This is a genomic window from Halomicrobium sp. HArcel3 (assembly GCF_058933135.1).
In genome coordinates this window covers 12,538-29,793 of record NZ_JBZYDN010000013.1, presented here as the reverse complement: position 1 = coordinate 29,793, position 17,256 = coordinate 12,538, and the positions used below count along the sequence as shown (strand labels likewise).

General features: G+C 59.8%; 13 protein-coding genes. 4 read left to right on the top strand and 9 right to left on the bottom strand.

Annotated features, from left to right (window positions below; translation table 11 throughout):
• Positions 1 to 1,110 precede the first annotated feature (1,110 nt).
• From AC5FRV_RS20550 to AC5FRV_RS20540, 3 genes are all read right to left on the bottom strand, one after another.
• Positions 1,111 to 1,320 carry a hypothetical protein gene (locus AC5FRV_RS20550; RefSeq protein ID WP_493562949.1) on the bottom strand — a complete coding sequence of 70 codons (210 nt, stop codon included), beginning with the start codon at positions 1,318 to 1,320 and terminating at the stop codon, positions 1,111 to 1,113.
• 123 nt (positions 1,321 to 1,443) lie between these two features.
• Positions 1,444 to 1,911 carry a GNAT family N-acetyltransferase gene (locus tag AC5FRV_RS20545; RefSeq protein ID WP_493562948.1) on the bottom strand — a complete coding sequence of 156 codons (468 nt, stop codon included), beginning with the start codon at positions 1,909 to 1,911 and terminating at the stop codon, positions 1,444 to 1,446.
• 197 nt (positions 1,912 to 2,108) lie between these two features.
• A complete protein-coding gene (locus AC5FRV_RS20540) occupies positions 2,109 to 2,501 on the bottom strand; it encodes a hypothetical protein (protein ID WP_493562947.1) in 393 nt (130 codons plus the stop codon).
• A gap of 122 nt (positions 2,502 to 2,623) precedes the next feature.
• Between AC5FRV_RS20540 and AC5FRV_RS20535 the strand changes: the two genes are divergently transcribed.
• On the top strand, positions 2,624 to 3,430 hold the full coding sequence (locus AC5FRV_RS20535) for a hypothetical protein (protein ID WP_493562946.1): 807 nt from the start codon (positions 2,624 to 2,626) through the stop codon (positions 3,428 to 3,430).
• Here AC5FRV_RS20535 and AC5FRV_RS20530 read toward each other — a convergent pair.
• The 6 genes from AC5FRV_RS20530 to AC5FRV_RS20505 all read right to left on the bottom strand — a co-directional run bounded on the left by AC5FRV_RS20530 (position 3,427) and on the right by AC5FRV_RS20505 (position 12,978).
• Entirely contained in the window at positions 3,427 to 6,387 is a 2,961-nt protein-coding gene (locus AC5FRV_RS20530) for a TraM recognition domain-containing protein (RefSeq protein WP_493562945.1), read from the bottom strand. The genes AC5FRV_RS20535 and AC5FRV_RS20530 overlap by 4 nt on opposite strands.
• Positions 6,384 to 7,565: a DUF8128 domain-containing protein gene (locus tag AC5FRV_RS20525; protein WP_493562944.1), complete on the bottom strand. Its 1,182-nt coding sequence runs from the start codon at positions 7,563 to 7,565 to the stop codon at positions 6,384 to 6,386. The genes AC5FRV_RS20530 and AC5FRV_RS20525 overlap by 4 nt, the downstream gene beginning before the upstream one ends.
• Positions 7,565 to 10,468 (bottom strand): VirB4 family type IV secretion system protein, encoded by a 2,904-nt coding sequence (locus AC5FRV_RS20520; RefSeq protein WP_493562943.1) that lies wholly within the window; start codon positions 10,466 to 10,468, stop codon positions 7,565 to 7,567. Before AC5FRV_RS20520 ends, AC5FRV_RS20525 begins: the two co-directional genes overlap by 1 nt.
• Positions 10,461 to 10,811 (bottom strand): hypothetical protein, encoded by a 351-nt coding sequence (locus tag AC5FRV_RS20515; RefSeq protein ID WP_493562942.1) that lies wholly within the window; start codon positions 10,809 to 10,811, stop codon positions 10,461 to 10,463. Before AC5FRV_RS20515 ends, AC5FRV_RS20520 begins: the two co-directional genes overlap by 8 nt.
• Complete coding sequence (locus tag AC5FRV_RS20510) at positions 10,808 to 12,559, bottom strand: TrbL/VirB6 family protein (RefSeq protein ID WP_493562941.1); 1,752 nt, start codon at positions 12,557 to 12,559, stop codon at positions 10,808 to 10,810. The genes AC5FRV_RS20515 and AC5FRV_RS20510 overlap by 4 nt, the downstream gene beginning before the upstream one ends.
• Before the next feature lie 68 nt (positions 12,560 to 12,627).
• Positions 12,628 to 12,978, bottom strand: coding sequence for a hypothetical protein (locus AC5FRV_RS20505; protein ID WP_493562940.1), 351 nt, complete (start codon positions 12,976 to 12,978; stop codon positions 12,628 to 12,630).
• A 239-nt stretch (positions 12,979 to 13,217) separates the two neighbouring features.
• Here AC5FRV_RS20505 and AC5FRV_RS20500 point away from each other — a divergent pair, with 239 nt between their 5' ends.
• The 3 genes from AC5FRV_RS20500 (at position 13,218) to AC5FRV_RS20490 (ending at position 17,033) form a co-directional block, all read left to right on the top strand.
• The gene (locus tag AC5FRV_RS20500; RefSeq protein ID WP_493562939.1) at positions 13,218 to 13,466 is read left to right on the top strand and encodes a hypothetical protein; all 249 of its coding nucleotides are present in this window, start codon (positions 13,218 to 13,220) and stop codon (positions 13,464 to 13,466) included.
• A complete protein-coding gene (locus tag AC5FRV_RS20495; RefSeq protein WP_493562938.1) occupies positions 13,466 to 13,705 on the top strand; it encodes a hypothetical protein in 240 nt (79 codons plus the stop codon). Before AC5FRV_RS20500 ends, AC5FRV_RS20495 begins: the two co-directional genes overlap by 1 nt.
• Before the next feature lie 2,434 nt (positions 13,706 to 16,139).
• Entirely contained in the window at positions 16,140 to 17,033 is an 894-nt protein-coding gene (locus AC5FRV_RS20490; RefSeq protein ID WP_493562937.1) for a hypothetical protein, read from the top strand.
• The last annotated feature ends 223 nt before the right edge of the window (positions 17,034 to 17,256 follow it).

Here is a 17,256-nt window from a genome sequence, read left to right as displayed (position 1 = left end):
GTGATAACTGTATATAAGTAAGCGATCAAGCCAAGTAATCTCACTTGGAAAATTTGGAGATCGTGATCTTCGATCACAGAATAACACTCAATTTAGGCCGTAATAACGTTCAGTGAATCTCTGATATAGAAAGTTCGTCTTAGAGAGGGCCCACACGCAATAGTTGGCTGATTCTGTAGTTCTACTCTGGAATTCTCTCAGCATATTCGTGGGCGGCTATAGCAGAGTTTTCAGTCACCAGAGACAGTAAAGGACCTGCCAATGGCATACCCTCTATTCTCTAATTTCTCGGCTGTGATTCCCCAGTAGATGAATCGGTATGTCCCGGGCTTCAGGGTATCGCAGACGTAGTATCCCGTCAAGCCTTCTTTCGTAAATGGCAGTTCCCACGTCAATCCTTCTCCTGGATCGTGGCGATACGCGAGATCATTGTACAACGCCTGTTCCATTTTCGTTCCAAAGATGGAATGCCACCCACTCTCCCCCTGATACTGGATGTCGTATTTTTGCTTGACTGCCGTCTCTTGGGGTTCATTAGTGACATTTAGTGCGTGGGCCGTGAGGGTATCCCCTAGTGCTATCGAGCGGGTATCGAGACTCAGCTTGAACCCGCCAAGGGGACCTGGTCCATGGACGACCCAGTTAGGTTTCAATGGATGATACCCGTCAGGGCAGGACGGTGCAGGGCTCGCTCGCCCGTCTTCGATCGGTGTTGCGGTTGTATCAATGCTATTGGGCGTCTGAGACGGCGACGGTGTGGATGTCGCTGTCTGAGATGGGGTAGCGGAGTCGACAGACCTCTCATCCTCGGTAGCAGTATTGGACGTCAAACAGCCAGTAGCCGGGGTACTAAGGCCCGCTGTGGCAAGAGCGAGTAATCGGCGCCGAGTCAGAGAGGGCATTCTTCTGGAGCGTGGGTGTTCCTCCATGAATATTTTCTGGGAAATGTGCTAAGTGTATTCCGCGACAGAAGGGGAGGATCAAGGCTATCGCTGCGGCCCACGGCTAGATGGAACAGAAAAAGCACGGCTGTTCTCCGCCGAGGGAGTTGTGTAACAGGTCCTGTTGGATAAGCTCTGTATACACCCGTGAGTGGTCAGTAAAGGTGAACTATCTACCGGACTCCGATCTCGCTACTGACGGAGTCCCAGTTTCGTCTTCTCGGAGTTTCTTTCCTGCCTGATACAATTCGTATGTGAAGAATCCCATCCCAAGGATGCTAATGGGCGGTATCAGAAGTATCACTCCAAGAATTATCTTCCATCGAGGGAGGTACTCGATACGTGCTTCAATTTCCTCAAGAAGATTCCGTTGACTCACACCCGTATGTTGACAGATGAGGGCATAAACTTTCGCCGAACTTTCGATTCGCCGGTTAGCGATAGATACAGGAGGTGAATGGATTGGTTGGTACGGGTGGTATCCTGGCAAAAATAGTATGGCTCATTCGAGTGGTTGGACGTAGTCAACTTGTTTCGGTTGGAAGTTCGTGTCGCGGTAGAACCGGCGAGCGCCCTCATTCTGCCACTCACAAGACACCTTGAGATGGTCACAGTCCCGCTCAAGAGCCAATTCCTTCACGCGCTCGATGACAGTTGTCCCGTGGCCCTGATTGCGGTGGGCTTCGTCAATAGCGAGGTTCACGATACAAAGATAGCGAGAGTACTGTCGGGACGAATGACGGCCCTCACGGAGCGTGAGGAAGCCAATTGTTTCGTCGTCGTGGACGATGAGGTAGTCGGTGATGGCCTCGTCGTCGAGATGACCACGGAACCCATCCTCGGGTACCTCATCAACATCTGTATAGACGAGTTCGTTCAGTTCGGAGTAGTTCTCCATGGCTTCTGCGAGGTCATACCACCGTTCAACGAGTTCGTCGAGATCATCAACGGTGGCTTCAACGAGTTTCATATCGTGCCTCAACCGGGCTTCCTCTTGAATGTTCTTCTGAGTGAAATGGCTAGTGCCCGAGTTCGAAGCTTCAATCGGTCGATACGCACATCTACTGAGCGGCTGTTTCACTACAAATTAGGTGGTGAAAACCCGCCTCGACGGATTGGGTCTCTTCGGTCAATACAGGCGAACCATTTGGCGATTAGCTGTGGTGCTCACCGGGTACGGAGATAGACGGCGACGCGAAGCGGAATGAGTGTGAGAAATGTCGCTAGCATCGTGAGTACCGTCCACGTGGGAGCCACAGCAAATCCGAGTTGGCCGACCATAATGAGTACGAAGAGACCAGCGAACCGGATGCGAAAGTCTGCCCAGAGTCGTTGGAACCGCTCGTTCACGGACGAGCCGTACGTAACAGCAATCCCGAGAACCACACCGAGGATCGTCGCACCGGCAAGTCGTTGTGGCGTAATCGAGACGGTGATCGAGAACGGCTCCCAGTACGCGAGCGCGCCGAGTACGACGATCGCCAGCCCTATCCAGAAGAGATCGTAGTAGAAGCCTGGCCGAGAATCCGGCTCACCCCACTCCCGCGGAATCACGGACATTTTCCGAGACACCACGCCCCGCAATGATAATGGTACGTACCCGCCTTCGAACCCCACCGAACCGAAACGACTATTCATAACTATCCAAAGCTACTTTCAACTATCGATGAGAATAGTATTACATGGACAGACGCAGATATTTGTCCACAGTCGGCGTCGTTCTTGGATCCGCTCTCGCTGGCTGTAGCGGTCAAGGGGGTCCAATTGAGGAAATCTCAATCGGCAACAAACAGATTACAGTCTCTATCGGCAGTGGGGGCGACATCGACTCGCTGCTGTTGCTTGCTGACGGGAAGAACGAGGTCGATTCGGTGGACGTCTCTCCCGGACAGGAACAGGCGACGTTGTCAATAAAGGGAGTCGGCGAGGGAACTCACAAGATCGTTGCAGCAAAAGATGGATCGGAGGTTGCCTCCCAGGAGGTGACTCTCGACCAGAACTACGAAGTCCGGGACCTACGGGTGGTCGAGACTGAGTTTGACGAAGAAGAGACAGAGCCGTTCGGTGGTCGCCTCCGGGCAACGATCGCAAACACTGGCGACGTCCCGATCACACTCACGTTCTTCGGGGCAACTGAGGGAGTCCTTACCCCATCAAACCCATCCGAGGTCTTAGGAGTGAAAATTCCCGGTAATGAGTATCCGGAGCCTTCCATTCAGGTGATTCCCGGAGCTGAACAAGAAGTCGAGACTGTATCGTTTCCGCTTCGCTATTACCGACAACCGGGACAGGCAGAAAAGACGAAAGAGGAGGCCATCGATTCGGCCTGCGAGGGGACGACGAGAACAGCTACCGTAACGGTTCAGACGGAAAATGGGTCTCCGACAACGGGTGAAGTTGGCATCCGCTACGATGGCGATGCGGTCGTGTCGACGACATCGAACGAATACGGCTGCACCGAGGTCAAGATGGAGTCGGCAACGTTCTAGACGAGATTTGACCACAGATCGTCATCGTCCTCAGGTTCTTCGACCGTTGCCAACGGACTATCGGCCTCGGTATCGGCCTTTGACGCACCCGAGCTAGTAAGGTCTGGGAGCGGATAGCAGGTGTCCTCGTCAGCATCGTAGTACTGCAGTGGGAGGTCAGGATCTTTCGGAAGCACGGCAATATCCCAGGCGTCAGGCGACGGAAGTCCGCCCTGGAACTCCTCCCGCGGTAGGTACGGCGAGTTGACTGGCGTGTACTCCTCTCGGAACTGGGTCTTCGAAATTGTGGCATCATCTCCCCGGACGTCGACGTAGCCGTCGTCACTGACTTCGTACGTCACCGGGAAATCGGCGGGTGAGCGGTCGAGCCAGTCGTCGATCGAATCGAACCTCGCGTACTCGTCTCCGTCTGAGTTGCGCAGGACGACTGCCGAGTCGCCGTCGTCGACCCACTGGTACGTCACGTCTCCCGGGAGTGCGACGTAGCTGTCTCCATCCGCTGACGCGGCGCACCTGTAGTCGCAGTGGTGGTACCGACGGTCAGCGTCGTTCGGGGTGCGGGCCTTCGTGTAAGTCAGCATCGGGTCGGCGAGCTTGTCCGAGATCTGGCGTGCTCCGTCGGCGAAGCCGTCTTCGTCCGCGTTCACGACGAACAGGACTTGGTCGCCGCTCTCGACGCCCTTCCGCAAGTTGTCGCCGATCTGGGCCGGTGCCGAACGGGTCGCCTTCTCGAACTCGACGGCGACGTCTTGCTCGCCACTGAGTGCGAAGATACCAGAATAGTCGTCGAGCAACTGCTCCCGGTTCTGTTTGGCCTCTTCGAGCGTCGCTCCGCCAGTCTCGATCGGGATTTCGGCCACGAGGTCGGGCATCTCGTCGCCCGTCTGGCGCGGGACGCGAACGTGGTACCCGAGGGCGCTGAGTCCGCGAGCGATGTACTCCATTGGCGCCTGGTGGCCGATCTTCCCGGCGTTGCCCGACTGGCCGGAATCCCACAGCTGTTCGCGACCGTCGGGGGCCAGGTCGATACGTTCTCCGTCAGGCGTGACGTCAACGAGCCCCTGGGCATTGGCCTTCTGGATCAGCGTGTCGACGTGCTGGCCACTCACCGAGAGCTGTCGTTCGGTGCGCTCGATCACCGGGTCAATAGGGGCGCCGTCCTCGGGGAAGTCGTGATCGACGAGAACACCGAAGGTCGTGGCGAGAATCTGGTCGGCTCGTTCGTCCGTGAGTTCGAGGACGGTACCGCCATCGTTGGGCGAGTCGAGACCCGCCAGCGCCGACGTGAAACGGTTCGGGACGCTCTTGAGATCCTCCTCCGCGGACTTCGTCTCGACGCCGTACTCGTCGAGCGAGCGCTTCAGAATCTCGACGACCGTGTCCAGCCCGCGCCGTGGTGGCACGGGCGGGACCAACTCGGCGACGAAGCCCGGCGCCGTCTTCCCCTGGTCGTCGGTGATCGCCATGGTCGCGTGGAACTGGTCGACGAGCAAGTCGTTGGGCGACCGATCGCGGAACGCCGACGCGACGGCGCTCTGTTCCTTCGCATCGTCGCCGGGGTGGAAGGCGACGGTCGTCGCAGTGTTCGAGATGATCTTCTCCTGGACGAAGTTGCCGGCGCGTCCGCTCGGGAGCTGGTTCAGCTGCTGGGTGAGCAGGACCAGACCGAGTTTCTTCTTCCGGGCCTCGGCGAGCATGTCGACCATCTTCGTGTTCTTGCTCAGGAGCGAGTGGACCTCGTCGAGCACCAGGTAGAACGGCTCTGGCTCGTACTCCTCGTCGCCGTCGACGGCCTCCGGGAGGTCCGCACCCATCTCCTCCATCAGGAACTGCTGTTCCGAGGACGGGCGAGCCATGCAGACCGACCAGATCATCCGCGAGATCGCGCTCGTGACGATCTGGCGAACCTCGTCGGGCGCCTTGTCGCACTTGATGAGCAGTATCTTCCCCTCCCGAACGACCTCGGGGATGGAGATGGTCGTCTTCCGCTGAGAGACGATGGGGCGGATGGTCTCGGACTCGACCCAGTTTCGGAGCCGTCGGATCAGGGGTTCGAGCTTGTTGTCGCCCTCGTCCATGTCCGCGAGGATGCGGGCGTAGGGCTCCAGGCGAACGAGTTCCTCTTCGACCACCATCTCGTGCCAAGCCTCCCGGTTGGACTGGCTCCCGATGATGTGGTACATATCGTTGATCGTGTAGTTCTCGTCGGCGCCGGCTGTGTCGTCGTCCCCACCGAAGTGGTCGACGACGGCCTCGCCGAACTGCGTCGACTCGCCGTTGTCTTGGCGGGTGTAATCCGCCTCGATCAGGCCGCGGAGGACGTGGGCGGCGACGCCCTTCATGCGCTGGTACTCGTCGGCGTTCAGTAGCGGGAGGATGTCGGAGACGCGGTTCTCCACTTCGACGTCGAAGCCGGGTTCACCCGGGTCGTGGTAGGTGTCCAGCAGGTTGAAGCCGACGTGTCGGTCGGTGTAGTCGGCGCCGACGTCCAGAAGGACGACGTCGTCGAGCCGGTCCTCCGGCGCCTGGCGAATGATGTTGAAGACGGCCTCGCCGCCAGGGTCGACCACGCAGAGCCCGTTGTCCGACCAGGTGTGCTGGGCGCCCAGGGTTTCGAGGAAGGTGGTCTTCCCGCCACCGGTTTGCCCGAGGCCGATGATGTGTCGGAACATCTGTTCCTGCTCGATCGGCACCGGCTCGGCGTACTCGTCGATCCCGACGTAGAACGGCTGGTCGTCGACGTTCGCGTGGTTCTCGATCCAGGCTCGTGGCCACGCGCCGGCGAAGACGTCCTCCGGGTCGGGGACGTCGGTCTCCTCCTCGGGATCGCGAAAGACCTTGTACTCGTGGCCGTCCCGCATCACGCGACCGGAGCGTCCGGGCGCCGGTCGGAAGTCGTAGGGCCACTCGTAGTCCGGGTCTCGGAACTGCTCCTCGCTCGTTCTCGGTACGCTCATGGCTCTCGCTGTCGGTCGGTGTAGCCGGTCTCGTCGTACTTCTCGAACCCGTCGACGGACGCTGGCACGCCCTCGTCGGACCGCTGGTGCGTGTACTCGACGGCGGGCGTGTTGAGGTCCGTCGGCGGGGCACCCAGCGCGACGGCCTCGTCGATCGACATGGGCATCTCCCGGTCGACCCACTTCCGGCGAGCGGCGTTCGAGAGGACCTCGCCGACGTCGACGTCGAAGACCGGCTTGAACCCCTGCCCGTGGGTGGAGTTGTAGTAGTTCCTGTACTTCTCGCACGTCGACGCCACCCGCCGTTCGGCCAGCTCGGGCTCGTCAGCGATCCCGACGACGCGGATGTTGACGTGGAACCCTTTCCGGTTGCGCTGGTTCGCGATGACGTTCGCCGCCTCCTTGTCCTCGCTGGAGAGGTACCCCTCCTGGGTCGCTTTCACGTCCAGGTCTTCCTCGACGAAGGTATTGGCGACCACTGTGAGAATGCTTTGCCACCGGAACCCCTCGTTGGGCTGTTTCATCCGCTTGGCGACCTCGTCGACGCCGTCGTGCCAGTTCAGCGAGTCCTGGTCAGCGTGGGAGATCGCGGGCTTGAACACGAGCTGGGTCACGACCGAGGCCGATCGGCTCCCGTCGCCGACCATCCTGCTCGTGATCGAATCGTAGGGGTCGGGGTGGAAGTCGCTCGGGTTCAGGCCCGGGTTGTTGACCGGACGGAGTGGCTCTGGATGTCGGAGCGTGAGCCACGCCGCGGAGGCGTAGTCGCCTTCGTCGACGTCGACGAACGTGGGCGGGCTTCGGGTCACGTCGCTGTCGTGGTAGCAGGATTCGATCTCCTGCCGAATCTCGCTCCGGAGGACGTCCTCGTCGGCGACGTAGCGGAAGCCGATCGTCCCCTCGCTCCCGTCGTAGTGGACCTCGAACGTGAACGGCGAAGAGATGTTCTCCCTCCGTCTGGGCCCACCACGACGAACGCGGTGGACACCCCGGAAGAACGACCTGCTGGTATCGTGGTTGCGATCGCGCTTGTACGGCGTCAGGTGGACAACCGGACCGGCCGCCTCCACGCGCTCCCGGAGCTCGTCGACGAGGTCCCGATTCACCTCGATCGAGTTCGGCGTGCCTGGACCGTCGTTCCCCGATGGACCGAACGGAAGGACACGTCGAAGGCCCATCAGTCCCACCTCCAGTTGCAGACGTCTGCCCGATCACCGTACTGGCGAAGGTACTCCCGGAAGTCGTCGCTGTGGTCGGCCTTCGTCGGGTCGTACTGGTAGATCGAGAACTGCCGGGGGTTCATGTGGTCGCTCATCTCCACCCTGAGTGGGTACTCGTCCTCGTCGACGACGAGCAACGCCTGGGAGTAGCCTTCCTCCTTCTTGCCGACCTGGGCATCGTCGACGAAGTGCTGGGATCGGTGCGAGAGGTCGAGGACGTCGCCCCACCGGTCGTTCATCTCCTTCGTGTAGTGGTAGAGCTGCATGGCCTGATTGTTGAAGATCACACGAGCCGAGTCGGTAAGCCCGAGGCCGTCGTCGTTCTCGACGAAGAGGTCGTTGATCTCCTGGGTTGCGAGCCAGACCGCCAGATCCCAGTGCCGGGACGCCCGGTGCGTCTGCTTGAAGAACTGCTTGGCTCGCGGATTTCGCAGCATGTAGTTGAACTCGTCGACGGCGAAGAACGTCTCGCCCTCGAAGGATTTGGCCTGCTCGTACAGGTCCGACAGGCGCATCTGCATCTCCAGGCCGCCGGCGCGCTTGTCGGACTCGTAGCGCTGGAAGTCGAGGTAAACGACGTCGTGGCGCTGGAGGTCGACGTCGGAGGTCCGGGTGAAGTGTTCGAAACGCCCGTTCGCGCGGAAGGGTTCGATGTCGTGGGCGATGATCTGCCGGGCCTGTTCCCGACGCTTCTCGCGAGTTTCTTCGTCGCCCGTTAGCGCGTCCGTCTCGAACGCGTCGGGCGCCTCGACCATCCGTTCGAGGACGGAGATGGCGTCCCGCAGCGTCGCGCTCTCGTTCCCGTAGGTTCCGGGTTCGCCGGGCTCGATCCCCTTTCGCGTCTGGGCGGCCTTGATCGCCCGTTCCCAGGTTCCTTTCTTGCTCCCCCAGCCGGCGAGGCCCTCCATGTCGTAGTACGATTCGAGGAACGCCATCGCCCGGTCGAGCATGTCTTTCCAGGGCGTCTGGAGTCCGACGGTCTTCAACTTCGACGCGGGAACGTGGCGGATCTCGAGCGGATTGATGGCTGTATCCCCACCGACGACGATGTGTTTCCCACTGAGCGCCTCGCACAGCCCCTCGAAATCCTGCAGCGGCGTCGAGAGGACCATCTTGAACGGCTCGTCGTCGAGTTCGTGCTGGAGGTAGAGCTTCGTCGCGATGTCCTGGAGCGTCGTGGTCTTGCCCGACCCGATCATCCCGTAGACGCCGCCGTTGTACCCGTTCTCCCGGCCGAAGACGTCCAGATACAGCGGCTCGCGGAGGTACTCGTGGAGCCCAAGCCGGATGCCGGTCTCCTCTTTCAGGTTCCGGTACTGGTACGGGAACTGACGGGCGATCCCGTTGGCGAGCATCTTGACGTTCGTGTCGAAGTAGTTCTCCGCGGCTGGTGCAGTCGTTCGCCAGCCCCGCATCTGCATCCCGTCGAGGCGGTTCGTATCGATCCCACACTGCTCTTTCAGGAGCGTCGACTGGAGGTCCTTGAGCGTGGATTCGAGGACCTCCTCGGCCGGGACATCGCTCCCCGAGTCGTCGACGCCTGCGGTCGCCGAGACGGTGATGAAGAGACCGACGTCGAAGACGCCGTAATCGGACTGCTCGATGGACTGCGTGAACTGCGTTGCCTGTTCCAGCTTGGCTTCGAGCGTCTCTTCGAGGACCGAGCCGATCTTCGACTCTTGTTTGTCACTCAGTGAGTTTTCCTGGTTCTTCGCCTGCTTCCGGGCCCTCTCCTCGTCGATCCGTTCGATGTGTGTCGCGACGGTAATCTCCACCTCCGGCCGGTCGTACTGGTAGAGCGGTTCGAGGTACGCCTGGGGAGGGACTTCAGGGAGTCCCGTGACCGAAAGAGTCGCAGCGGCCCGATTCCCGACCTGGATGTGCCCATCCGACTCCGGGCGAATCTCCCGCGGAGCGACCAGTGACTGGACCTGCCGAGCGCGTTCCTCACCTTCGGCGATCGTCGCGAGCGTCTCCGGTGCCCGGTCGTCGTCGACGGTCGGGTGACTTGCCCCGTACATGGCCGTCGGCTCCGTGTCGCTTGTGCCGACGCCTGGCACCGGCGATTGTCGGACGAGAGCCCGGAAGTTGTCGATCCGGGAGGGGACGTCCGAGCGGTAGTAGGTCGCCAGGGCCTCGATGAACTCGGCGGAGCTGATCGGGTTCGCGTCGATTCCCTCGATGTAGCTCAGTTGGGTGGCGAGTCGGTTCAGGCGAGTTTCGAGTAACTCCACCATCAGCTTCTTCAGGTCGTCCGAGTGCCGGAGCTTGTCGACGCGACGCTCCTTGATGGCCTTCCCGACGTAGGGGACCTTCGTCAGGCCGCCGTCGTCCGAGGAGAGCGACTGTGCGGCCTCCAGGCGGTCTACACGGAGCACGACGTAGTGGTCGTAGGTAGACGTTGTCTCCTGATGGAGATTCTCCACAGCGGCCTCCTCTTCGGCGAGGTCGGCGAGGACGTTCGCCGACCAGGATTCATTCAGGGCCAGGTCGTCAGCGAGGGCCCGGTACCGATCCCGCCGATTCGACCGATCCAGCTTTCCCGGGACGTCGACGAGCTGTGCCTGTCCCGAGATCTCGGACGTGAGCGTCGTCGCCACGTGACGGATCTCTTCTTCGAGGTCGTCGGCCATCGACTTGCTCGCCGGACGGACCTTCACCGCGCCTATGACGGCCTCGCCGTCCGCCGACTCGACGGCCTGCCGCCGACGGAACGCCCGACGGATGTCCACCTTGTCGAGGGTCGTCTCGACGTCGTCCACGGACGTCATCGGAAGCGTTCGAACGAACCGGGCGGTCCACGTGTCCGGAAATGGCTGTTCGATGCCGCTCTCTGCCGAATCAACTGATTTCTCACTCATTGTCGTGTGTCTCAGCGTGCGTATCGAAATCGCGGTAGTCTCGTTCCGTGAACGAGTCGTGCCGGATCAGTTGCTGTCCGTACCGCTTCCGGAGGTGGTAGCCGAAGTACTGCCGCAGTGTGAGGTGCGACGGCGTGGCGACCACGATCGACACCAGCACGATCGTCGTCGCGAACTCGATCGCGACTGCCCAGGCGACAAAGCCCAGGTTGATCGCACCGGCGATACCGACACCGAGCACGCAGACGATCGCGTAGGCGAGCGTCTTCACCATCGAGAACCCGAGGATATCGGGCATCAGGCTGACCTCTGTGATGACGAGGCTGAGCTCACGGTCGCTCACCGCCCATCACCCCCGGCTGTCGTCGTCGAGCCACCCGACCCACCCATTCTCCGGGAGACCGTGGAGACTCCCTGCTTGGCCAGGTGCTGCTTACGGCTCGATTGGTGGGACTCAGAACCTGCAGTCCCCGTGTCGGTGTTCGCCGCGCTGTTTCCAGTCCTCGTCGCGAACGCATCCGATCCGGCGCTGGCCAGGTAGCTGCGACGCCCTGTGCTCCGTTGCGTCCCGCCGCTCGCATCTTTCATCATCTGTCGGTTGTGCTCCGCGAGCGCGTGGTTCTCGGCCTCTCCAGCGGCTTCGCTCTCTGAGTCGCTGTCTCCGAAGACGTAGTCTATCGCCTGTCCGGAGACGTCGTAATGGTCGTCCGCGGCCTTTCCGGCGTAGGCCAGATTGCCGGATTTCAACCCTGCGAGGACCTTCGCCTCCATCTTCTTCTGCCCGAATTGGCCCTTGATCCGGTCCTTCCGCTGTTTCAGCCCTTGCTGCGCTTGCTTCCCCTTCTCGATAGTCTCCTGTCGAGCCTTCTCGTAGGCCTCCTTCCGTTTCTCGGAGAGTTTCTGCCCGACTGCGCCGCTCGCGAGCGCTGTCGCGGCTCCCGTCGCGAAGGCCAGAACCTTCCCGCGCGAGAAGAGCGCCAGCAGCACCATCCCTGGCGGCACCAGGAACGACGCGAGGAGGAAGGCCAGCGAGAGGAACGCGGCGACGATCCCCGAGAGGGACATCCCCCAGTCGAGGGCCCAGGCGATCCGGACGAGCATCGCCTGGACCGGTGCGGCCGCCAGCAGCGCTGCGTAGACCCAGAGCATGTTCCCCGCGAGGCCGCCGAGCGTCGACTCAGTGAAGTACACCCGGAGAACGAACAGCGGGGGCGAGAATATCGCGAACATTACCAGCAGGAGCCAGACGATTCCGTACATCACGGCGAGATACTTGATGAACTCCCAGCCCATCTGGTGGAGCGAACCGAGGATGAAGACGCTCTCGACGCTGAATTTGAAGAACGACCCGGCGCTGTCCGTCAATTCACCTGTCGACGGCCCGATCGCCAGCGCCAGTTCACGCGCGAGGTCGTGGGCGATCGAGACGATAGTGACGTGGCCGGCGACGCCGACGATGAACGCCACGAGTCCCTTCACCGCCAGGCGGATCGACCGGTGCGTGTTCTGGGCCCAGGGGAGTGCCATTTTCAGCGCCTGCACCGAAACTGCTCCCGCCGAAATGAGCAGCGCGAGCGGTAGCGAAAAGCCGGTGTAGAGGGACCAGACCGAATTGAACGGGAAGCTGGACGGTTCGCTGTAATCGTCTTCCCAGCCCGTCCCCAGCGTCGGCACGTACCCGATCGTGAACTCGAGGACGGGCGTGATAGTCGACTCCGCGGCTTTCTGCGTGATATCTGGCGGGACTAGCTGCCCGAAGAGCCCGCCGTTCCCGCCACTCCCTGACTCGTCGTTCGCTGGTGCATTCGGCTCCTCCCCTTCTGGTACATTTGGCTCCTCTTCGCCTTCTGTCGGCGTGGTTTCCTCGTCCTCTGCTGGGGTGGGATCGCTGTTGCTCTCCTCGTCTTCGTCGGTGTGAAACGACTCGCACTCCGGGTACGTGGGCGGACAGGGGCTGTGATTAGGCTGGACTACAGTCCCATCCTGGGACGCCACCGGCCCGGTCTCCGCCGAGACCGGTGCCGCTAGCAGCATCGTCACGAGTACGACTGTCGCGAGAATCTTCCCGTAGAACCGACGGTTCTCCTTCATCGTGGGTTAGTAGCAGTCCGCGGCGATCATCTGGCGATCAAATCACGAACCGGCACCGAGCGCCGGGATTACAGGGGGATGGCGCACTCGGCCGGGATCGAGACGCTCACGTTCCCGTAGGCGACGCCCATGATCGCCAGGACGACGGCGAGGACGAGCATCCCACCGAGCGAGCCCGCGAGCGCTTTGTTACCCGCCTGCGACACCGACCGACTGATCCATCCGAACGACTTCAGCCCGGCTCCCGTCACCGCCGACGTGACGATTCCGGCGATGGACAGGCCCATAATCACGTAGAACAGCGCGAGGAGGGTGTTGTACGACGACGTCCCGCAGATCGTACTGGCGGTATCACCCGCTTGCGCAGCAGCGATACCTGTGGTGAGCATGAACAGCATCGCGAAACCGCCGATTTTCATGCTCAGGGACCTTCGCTTGGTTTTCATTGGGTTTCGAGCACCCATATTTGAACAGTTTTCGCCCGTGACAGAAATAACTATCGGAGACTATTGAAGACTACCGAGAGAAATTTAAAGCTATTTCCCACGCCTATTAACTATCTGCGACTATTAGAAACAAAGTGAGACTACCCGTGACTCACAACGAGAGCCTGGGGATGCACAAACGTATTGGCGGTAGCTTGTCATACCGACACGCAATGGCAGATAGCGAGCCGGACGAAGGCGAGACTGCGTACACGGTCGAACGAATTCCGTCGGCGATGTGGAACGACTGGAAGGACATCGTGCCACGGAGTATCCGGCTCGCCGATCGGATCATCCGATTAGTCGCCGCCGACCTGGCCGCGGATAGGAAGCATCGCATGGGTCTCATCGAACTCGCTATCGAAGAGGAGCTGCTCGACGAGAGCGACGTCGAAGCGGCCCTCGAATCTTCCGACGAGTAATGTCGTACTCATCGAGCGAATACAAAGGCGGGAACATCTTCACGTTAGCAGCATTCCTCATCGGCCTCTACATCATTGTTGCCGAGTTTGCTATCGTTCAAGGGACGCTCATGGCCGGCGGTGCGTTTCTCATCAGCCCACGTGTCCGCGTTCACCTGATCAGTGTTCCCAAACGGATTCCGTACGCGATGCTCGGGCTCAGTTTGCTGATGGCCATAGTCCGCGAACTCTACGTTTAGTGCCGTCGTTCGATTTTGTTGGGAGGCCGCCTGATTCTACGTTCGTTCCTACCCAGACCCGGTTGCATCGACGTCATATCCCCGATTTGGAGCAAATCAGATTCCGGTCCGATTCGATCTGAAGCGACCACTCAATTCATGAGCGAATTTGTCAAGTAGTTCTTTGAATCATCGGATTGAATTTATATCCAAGCATCTACGTTACAGTATGAAGCGACGGACACTGCTTACCGCCCTTGCATCTGCTGGAGCCTCGGGATTGACGGGGTGTCTCGGCCTTAGTGGGTCCTCCTCTACAAGAACAACGGCCACAGTGACGCCCACTTCAACCTCACCGACTACCGCAACTACAACCCCCGAAGGGGAGATTCAACGACGTATCTCGCTCGTCAACCAAGATACAGTCCCTGACGAATACCAAGTCCAGATTAACGCCGAGATACCCCAACCACTCATCACGACGACGCAGACTGCCCGTGTGCGTATCACAACGACAAACAAAGGATCGGGACGCGCGTTGTCGGTTGGGAATGAGGGGTGCGAGCTCTTCAATCGGCATCATGGCGGAAGTGACGACCCGTCGGGATTGTGGTTGCACGACCCACAGAAAACCAAGTATCTTGACCGAAAAGAGAACCGGTGGGTAGTTGACAAGCCAGCCGACGAACCGCGCGGATTTGACGGGTACGGATGTCCCAAGAAGATGTACGAACCCGGTGAGTCCCTTACCAACGAATACGTTGTGTGGGACGATTACCGAGTTGACGGGTATTTGACTCCCGGGGCATACCGATGGGAGGAAACGGTGTACGTTTCGGCGGATACTGACACCGAAACCAGTGATGATCAGCGTCGATCCTTCACATGGGGATTCGGGTTACGGGTGGAAGATTCAGATCACTGAGAACTGTACTCTTGATGGATTCGCGCCCTGTATTTATCTCCGCTCTCTCAATCCTCTCGCCCACTGGTATTCGGAAAAGACAGCGATCCACACTTCCAAAACCAATATCACTGCCTCATTAACGCCGAACACTGATATACGGGCCACTCCGTGGTTTATCGCCGTTTCATAATCGGCCAAATAGTCCGCAAGGGGGCACCATGTGCAGGAAGCGATCCAAACTAGGAGCAAAATGCCCAGGAGACCGAATGGCGACGAAAGCAGGAAATGCCAGTAGTCGGATAGAGGCCCTCAAACGCGGTTTTTGGGGTCGTTAATCTGGGAATAAGCGCCGCGCAGAAATCAGAGTAATCGCCGGACGGAAACCGATTATGAAAATTTGACCCGGGAAATCACCGTCTCGCTCGATTCACCGGGGTGGTCCACTCAAAATTCCGAACTCGCTTCCAAGAGCTGGAAGCCAGCGAGGTCACAGGGGGCCGACTGTCGAAGGGTGAAGTCTGGACGATCGAGTAATGCCACGTCCCCTTTCTAATCTGAACGTCCGCCTAAATGTCGGCCTTCACGGGCGCTCGAACGGATTCTGAGTCTCTAACTGTCGAGCCACTAGCCTCCGTTCGTACTCTCTATCGATCGCTGGTCACTCACCCATCTCGGGACTGCCGCTTGACCCGCTCGATGCGCTGTCGACGACGACCGAACGTACTCGAACGCCAGCTGTGTAACCGCAAGACTGAAACCGATTATGAAGGTTTTGTCGACCGGGTCGATCGGGCGTTGAGGCGACGTCGTCCGCCCGTTGAGACGCCACTTGTCTCCAACGCAGTCCGCGCGACTCGTGCCTTCGTTCAACTCACATTTCGAACGATTTGGCCTCTCTAAGCCACCCGATTGCCAATTTTCGTCGTCCGGCTGACGCTGGATCGTTTCCAGGCCAATTCGACAACAGTCAACTCGGCCGCGTTCAGTCTCCGACCACCGCCTCGATCGCAGGCCAATCTGGCCTGTCAGTCCCGAACCCAAAACCACCAGACAGCAACCGATTATGAAAATTCCAGGGCCGATTTCGGCACCCCTCTCTCGCTGGCCCAATATCGGTTCCACCCGTCTCAGCCTTCGTGCCGCTACTTTCTCTGTTTCTCCGATTGCTCATCCGCCCGGTCTCTCGTTTCCTAGTTCCGATCGAGCGTCTGATCCAGTGTTCCTCCCGGACGATTTAGCCGATTATGGACTGCCGTTTACCGCCTTAGATTCTCCGAGGGGAGATCTGCAAACCGCTAATCCACTCACACCGGTTTTGTTGATTCACTGCCTGTGACTTCTTGTTCGGGTGTGATGCTTCAGCCTGTGCCCCGTCTGTACTGACCGCGGAGTGCTCGGAACAAATCGCTCTCCACTGGTTCAATAGAACCCTTCCTTCCAACTCTCAGGCTCTGTTGAAGCCCCAATGATTCCACACTACCTATACCGGGAGGTAGTCGATGGCTGACATATCGAAGCCTATATTCACAGTCCAAAAGACACTCGCGTATGCAGTTTCGCTCCGGTCGTGAACCGCTTCAGACGCCGGAACAACTGGACGGGCGGTTCAGTCTCGTGGCAGGGCTCTACGTTGCCGCGCTGCTCTCACCAGCACTATTACTCATCGTGGTACAGCGGCTGCAGGTGGCAAGTTGGTCAGTTACGCTTGGCTCGCTTGGGGCAGTGGGGGCAATCCTCACCGTCAGTGTCACACGGATAGTTTCCCGGCAGGGCGAACTCGTCGCGTGGTTTGATTCTGCCTGGATTGCGGTCCTCCTCCCCTCTGTGGGTATTCTCCCAATGGGTCTCTATTTCGTCCACTTCTTCCTTTTCGTCGCGTTCGCCGTGACGGATCTCCAGGCAGACAGTGCAGCCCATCTCGTTGGATTCCTCGGCTTTTTCTTGGGGATTGTAGCCGCGTCACTTGGAAGCCTCCTCGTCCTCATGGGCCACAGCCGACTAGCAAACGCGACGGTAGACGACGCCGACAGCGTCGTCGAGTGGACAGCAGGGTGGCCACGACGCGCTCGGCTGAAGCTCATGGCCGGCACGCTCGTAGTTCTCGGCCTTCTCGCTGGACTGGCGTTCTGGCAGTTCGGATGGAGGGTGGTGACTACGATTCTGCCCGGCGGGATTGTCCCCGTGTTCATGCTCCACTCATTAGTTACTGAGCGCACGTACCGCGCGACTTCGGCGGGGCTAGAACAGCGCAGAGAGGGGCGATGGTTCGTCGGCCGTCGCCTCATTCCATGGGCAAGGTTCGATGGCTTCAGCGTGACCAACGACGCGATCGTACTCCACCGGGCATTACCCTACGTTGACGTTCGATGTCGGCGCTACCTTATCGACGACGAGGCAGTCGTCGCGGCACTCGAAGACCATCTTACTCGCCGGGACCCGTAGCCTATCCGCGCCTCTCGATTAGAGTGACCGGCCAAGTTGTGAGTGATACGGCTGATTGTGAGCTCCGAAATCGTTTCCACCAGCGCCGTGTCTGGATTAGCTATCGCCGTCGCTTTCTTCGCAAACGACCTCCTGGAGCTCCTGAAGAACGTCGGGTCGATGCTCTCGAAGCAGGTCGATATCTCGGGGTAGTTCCGTTCGAATCCGCTCCCGGACGCGGTAC

Coding starts and splice junctions, on each gene's coding strand:
- AC5FRV_RS20505 (WP_493562940.1), bottom strand. CDS start 12,978: ATGAAAATCGGCGGTTTCGCGATGCTGTTCATGCTCACCACAGGTATC.
- AC5FRV_RS20525 (WP_493562944.1), bottom strand. CDS start 7,565: ATGGGCCTTCGACGTGTCCTTCCGTTCGGTCCATCGGGGAACGACGGT.
- AC5FRV_RS20510 (WP_493562941.1), bottom strand. CDS start 12,559: ATGAAGGAGAACCGTCGGTTCTACGGGAAGATTCTCGCGACAGTCGTA.
- AC5FRV_RS20530 (WP_493562945.1), bottom strand. CDS start 6,387: ATGAGCGTACCGAGAACGAGCGAGGAGCAGTTCCGAGACCCGGACTAC.
- AC5FRV_RS20535 (WP_493562946.1), top strand. CDS start 2,624: ATGGACAGACGCAGATATTTGTCCACAGTCGGCGTCGTTCTTGGATCC.
- AC5FRV_RS20495 (WP_493562938.1), top strand. CDS start 13,466: ATGTCGTACTCATCGAGCGAATACAAAGGCGGGAACATCTTCACGTTA.
- AC5FRV_RS20540 (WP_493562947.1), bottom strand. CDS start 2,501: ATGTCCGTGATTCCGCGGGAGTGGGGTGAGCCGGATTCTCGGCCAGGC.
- AC5FRV_RS20490 (WP_493562937.1), top strand. CDS start 16,140: ATGCAGTTTCGCTCCGGTCGTGAACCGCTTCAGACGCCGGAACAACTG.
- AC5FRV_RS20545 (WP_493562948.1), bottom strand. CDS start 1,911: ATGAAACTCGTTGAAGCCACCGTTGATGATCTCGACGAACTCGTTGAA.
- AC5FRV_RS20520 (WP_493562943.1), bottom strand. CDS start 10,468: ATGAGTGAGAAATCAGTTGATTCGGCAGAGAGCGGCATCGAACAGCCA.
- AC5FRV_RS20500 (WP_493562939.1), top strand. CDS start 13,218: ATGGCAGATAGCGAGCCGGACGAAGGCGAGACTGCGTACACGGTCGAA.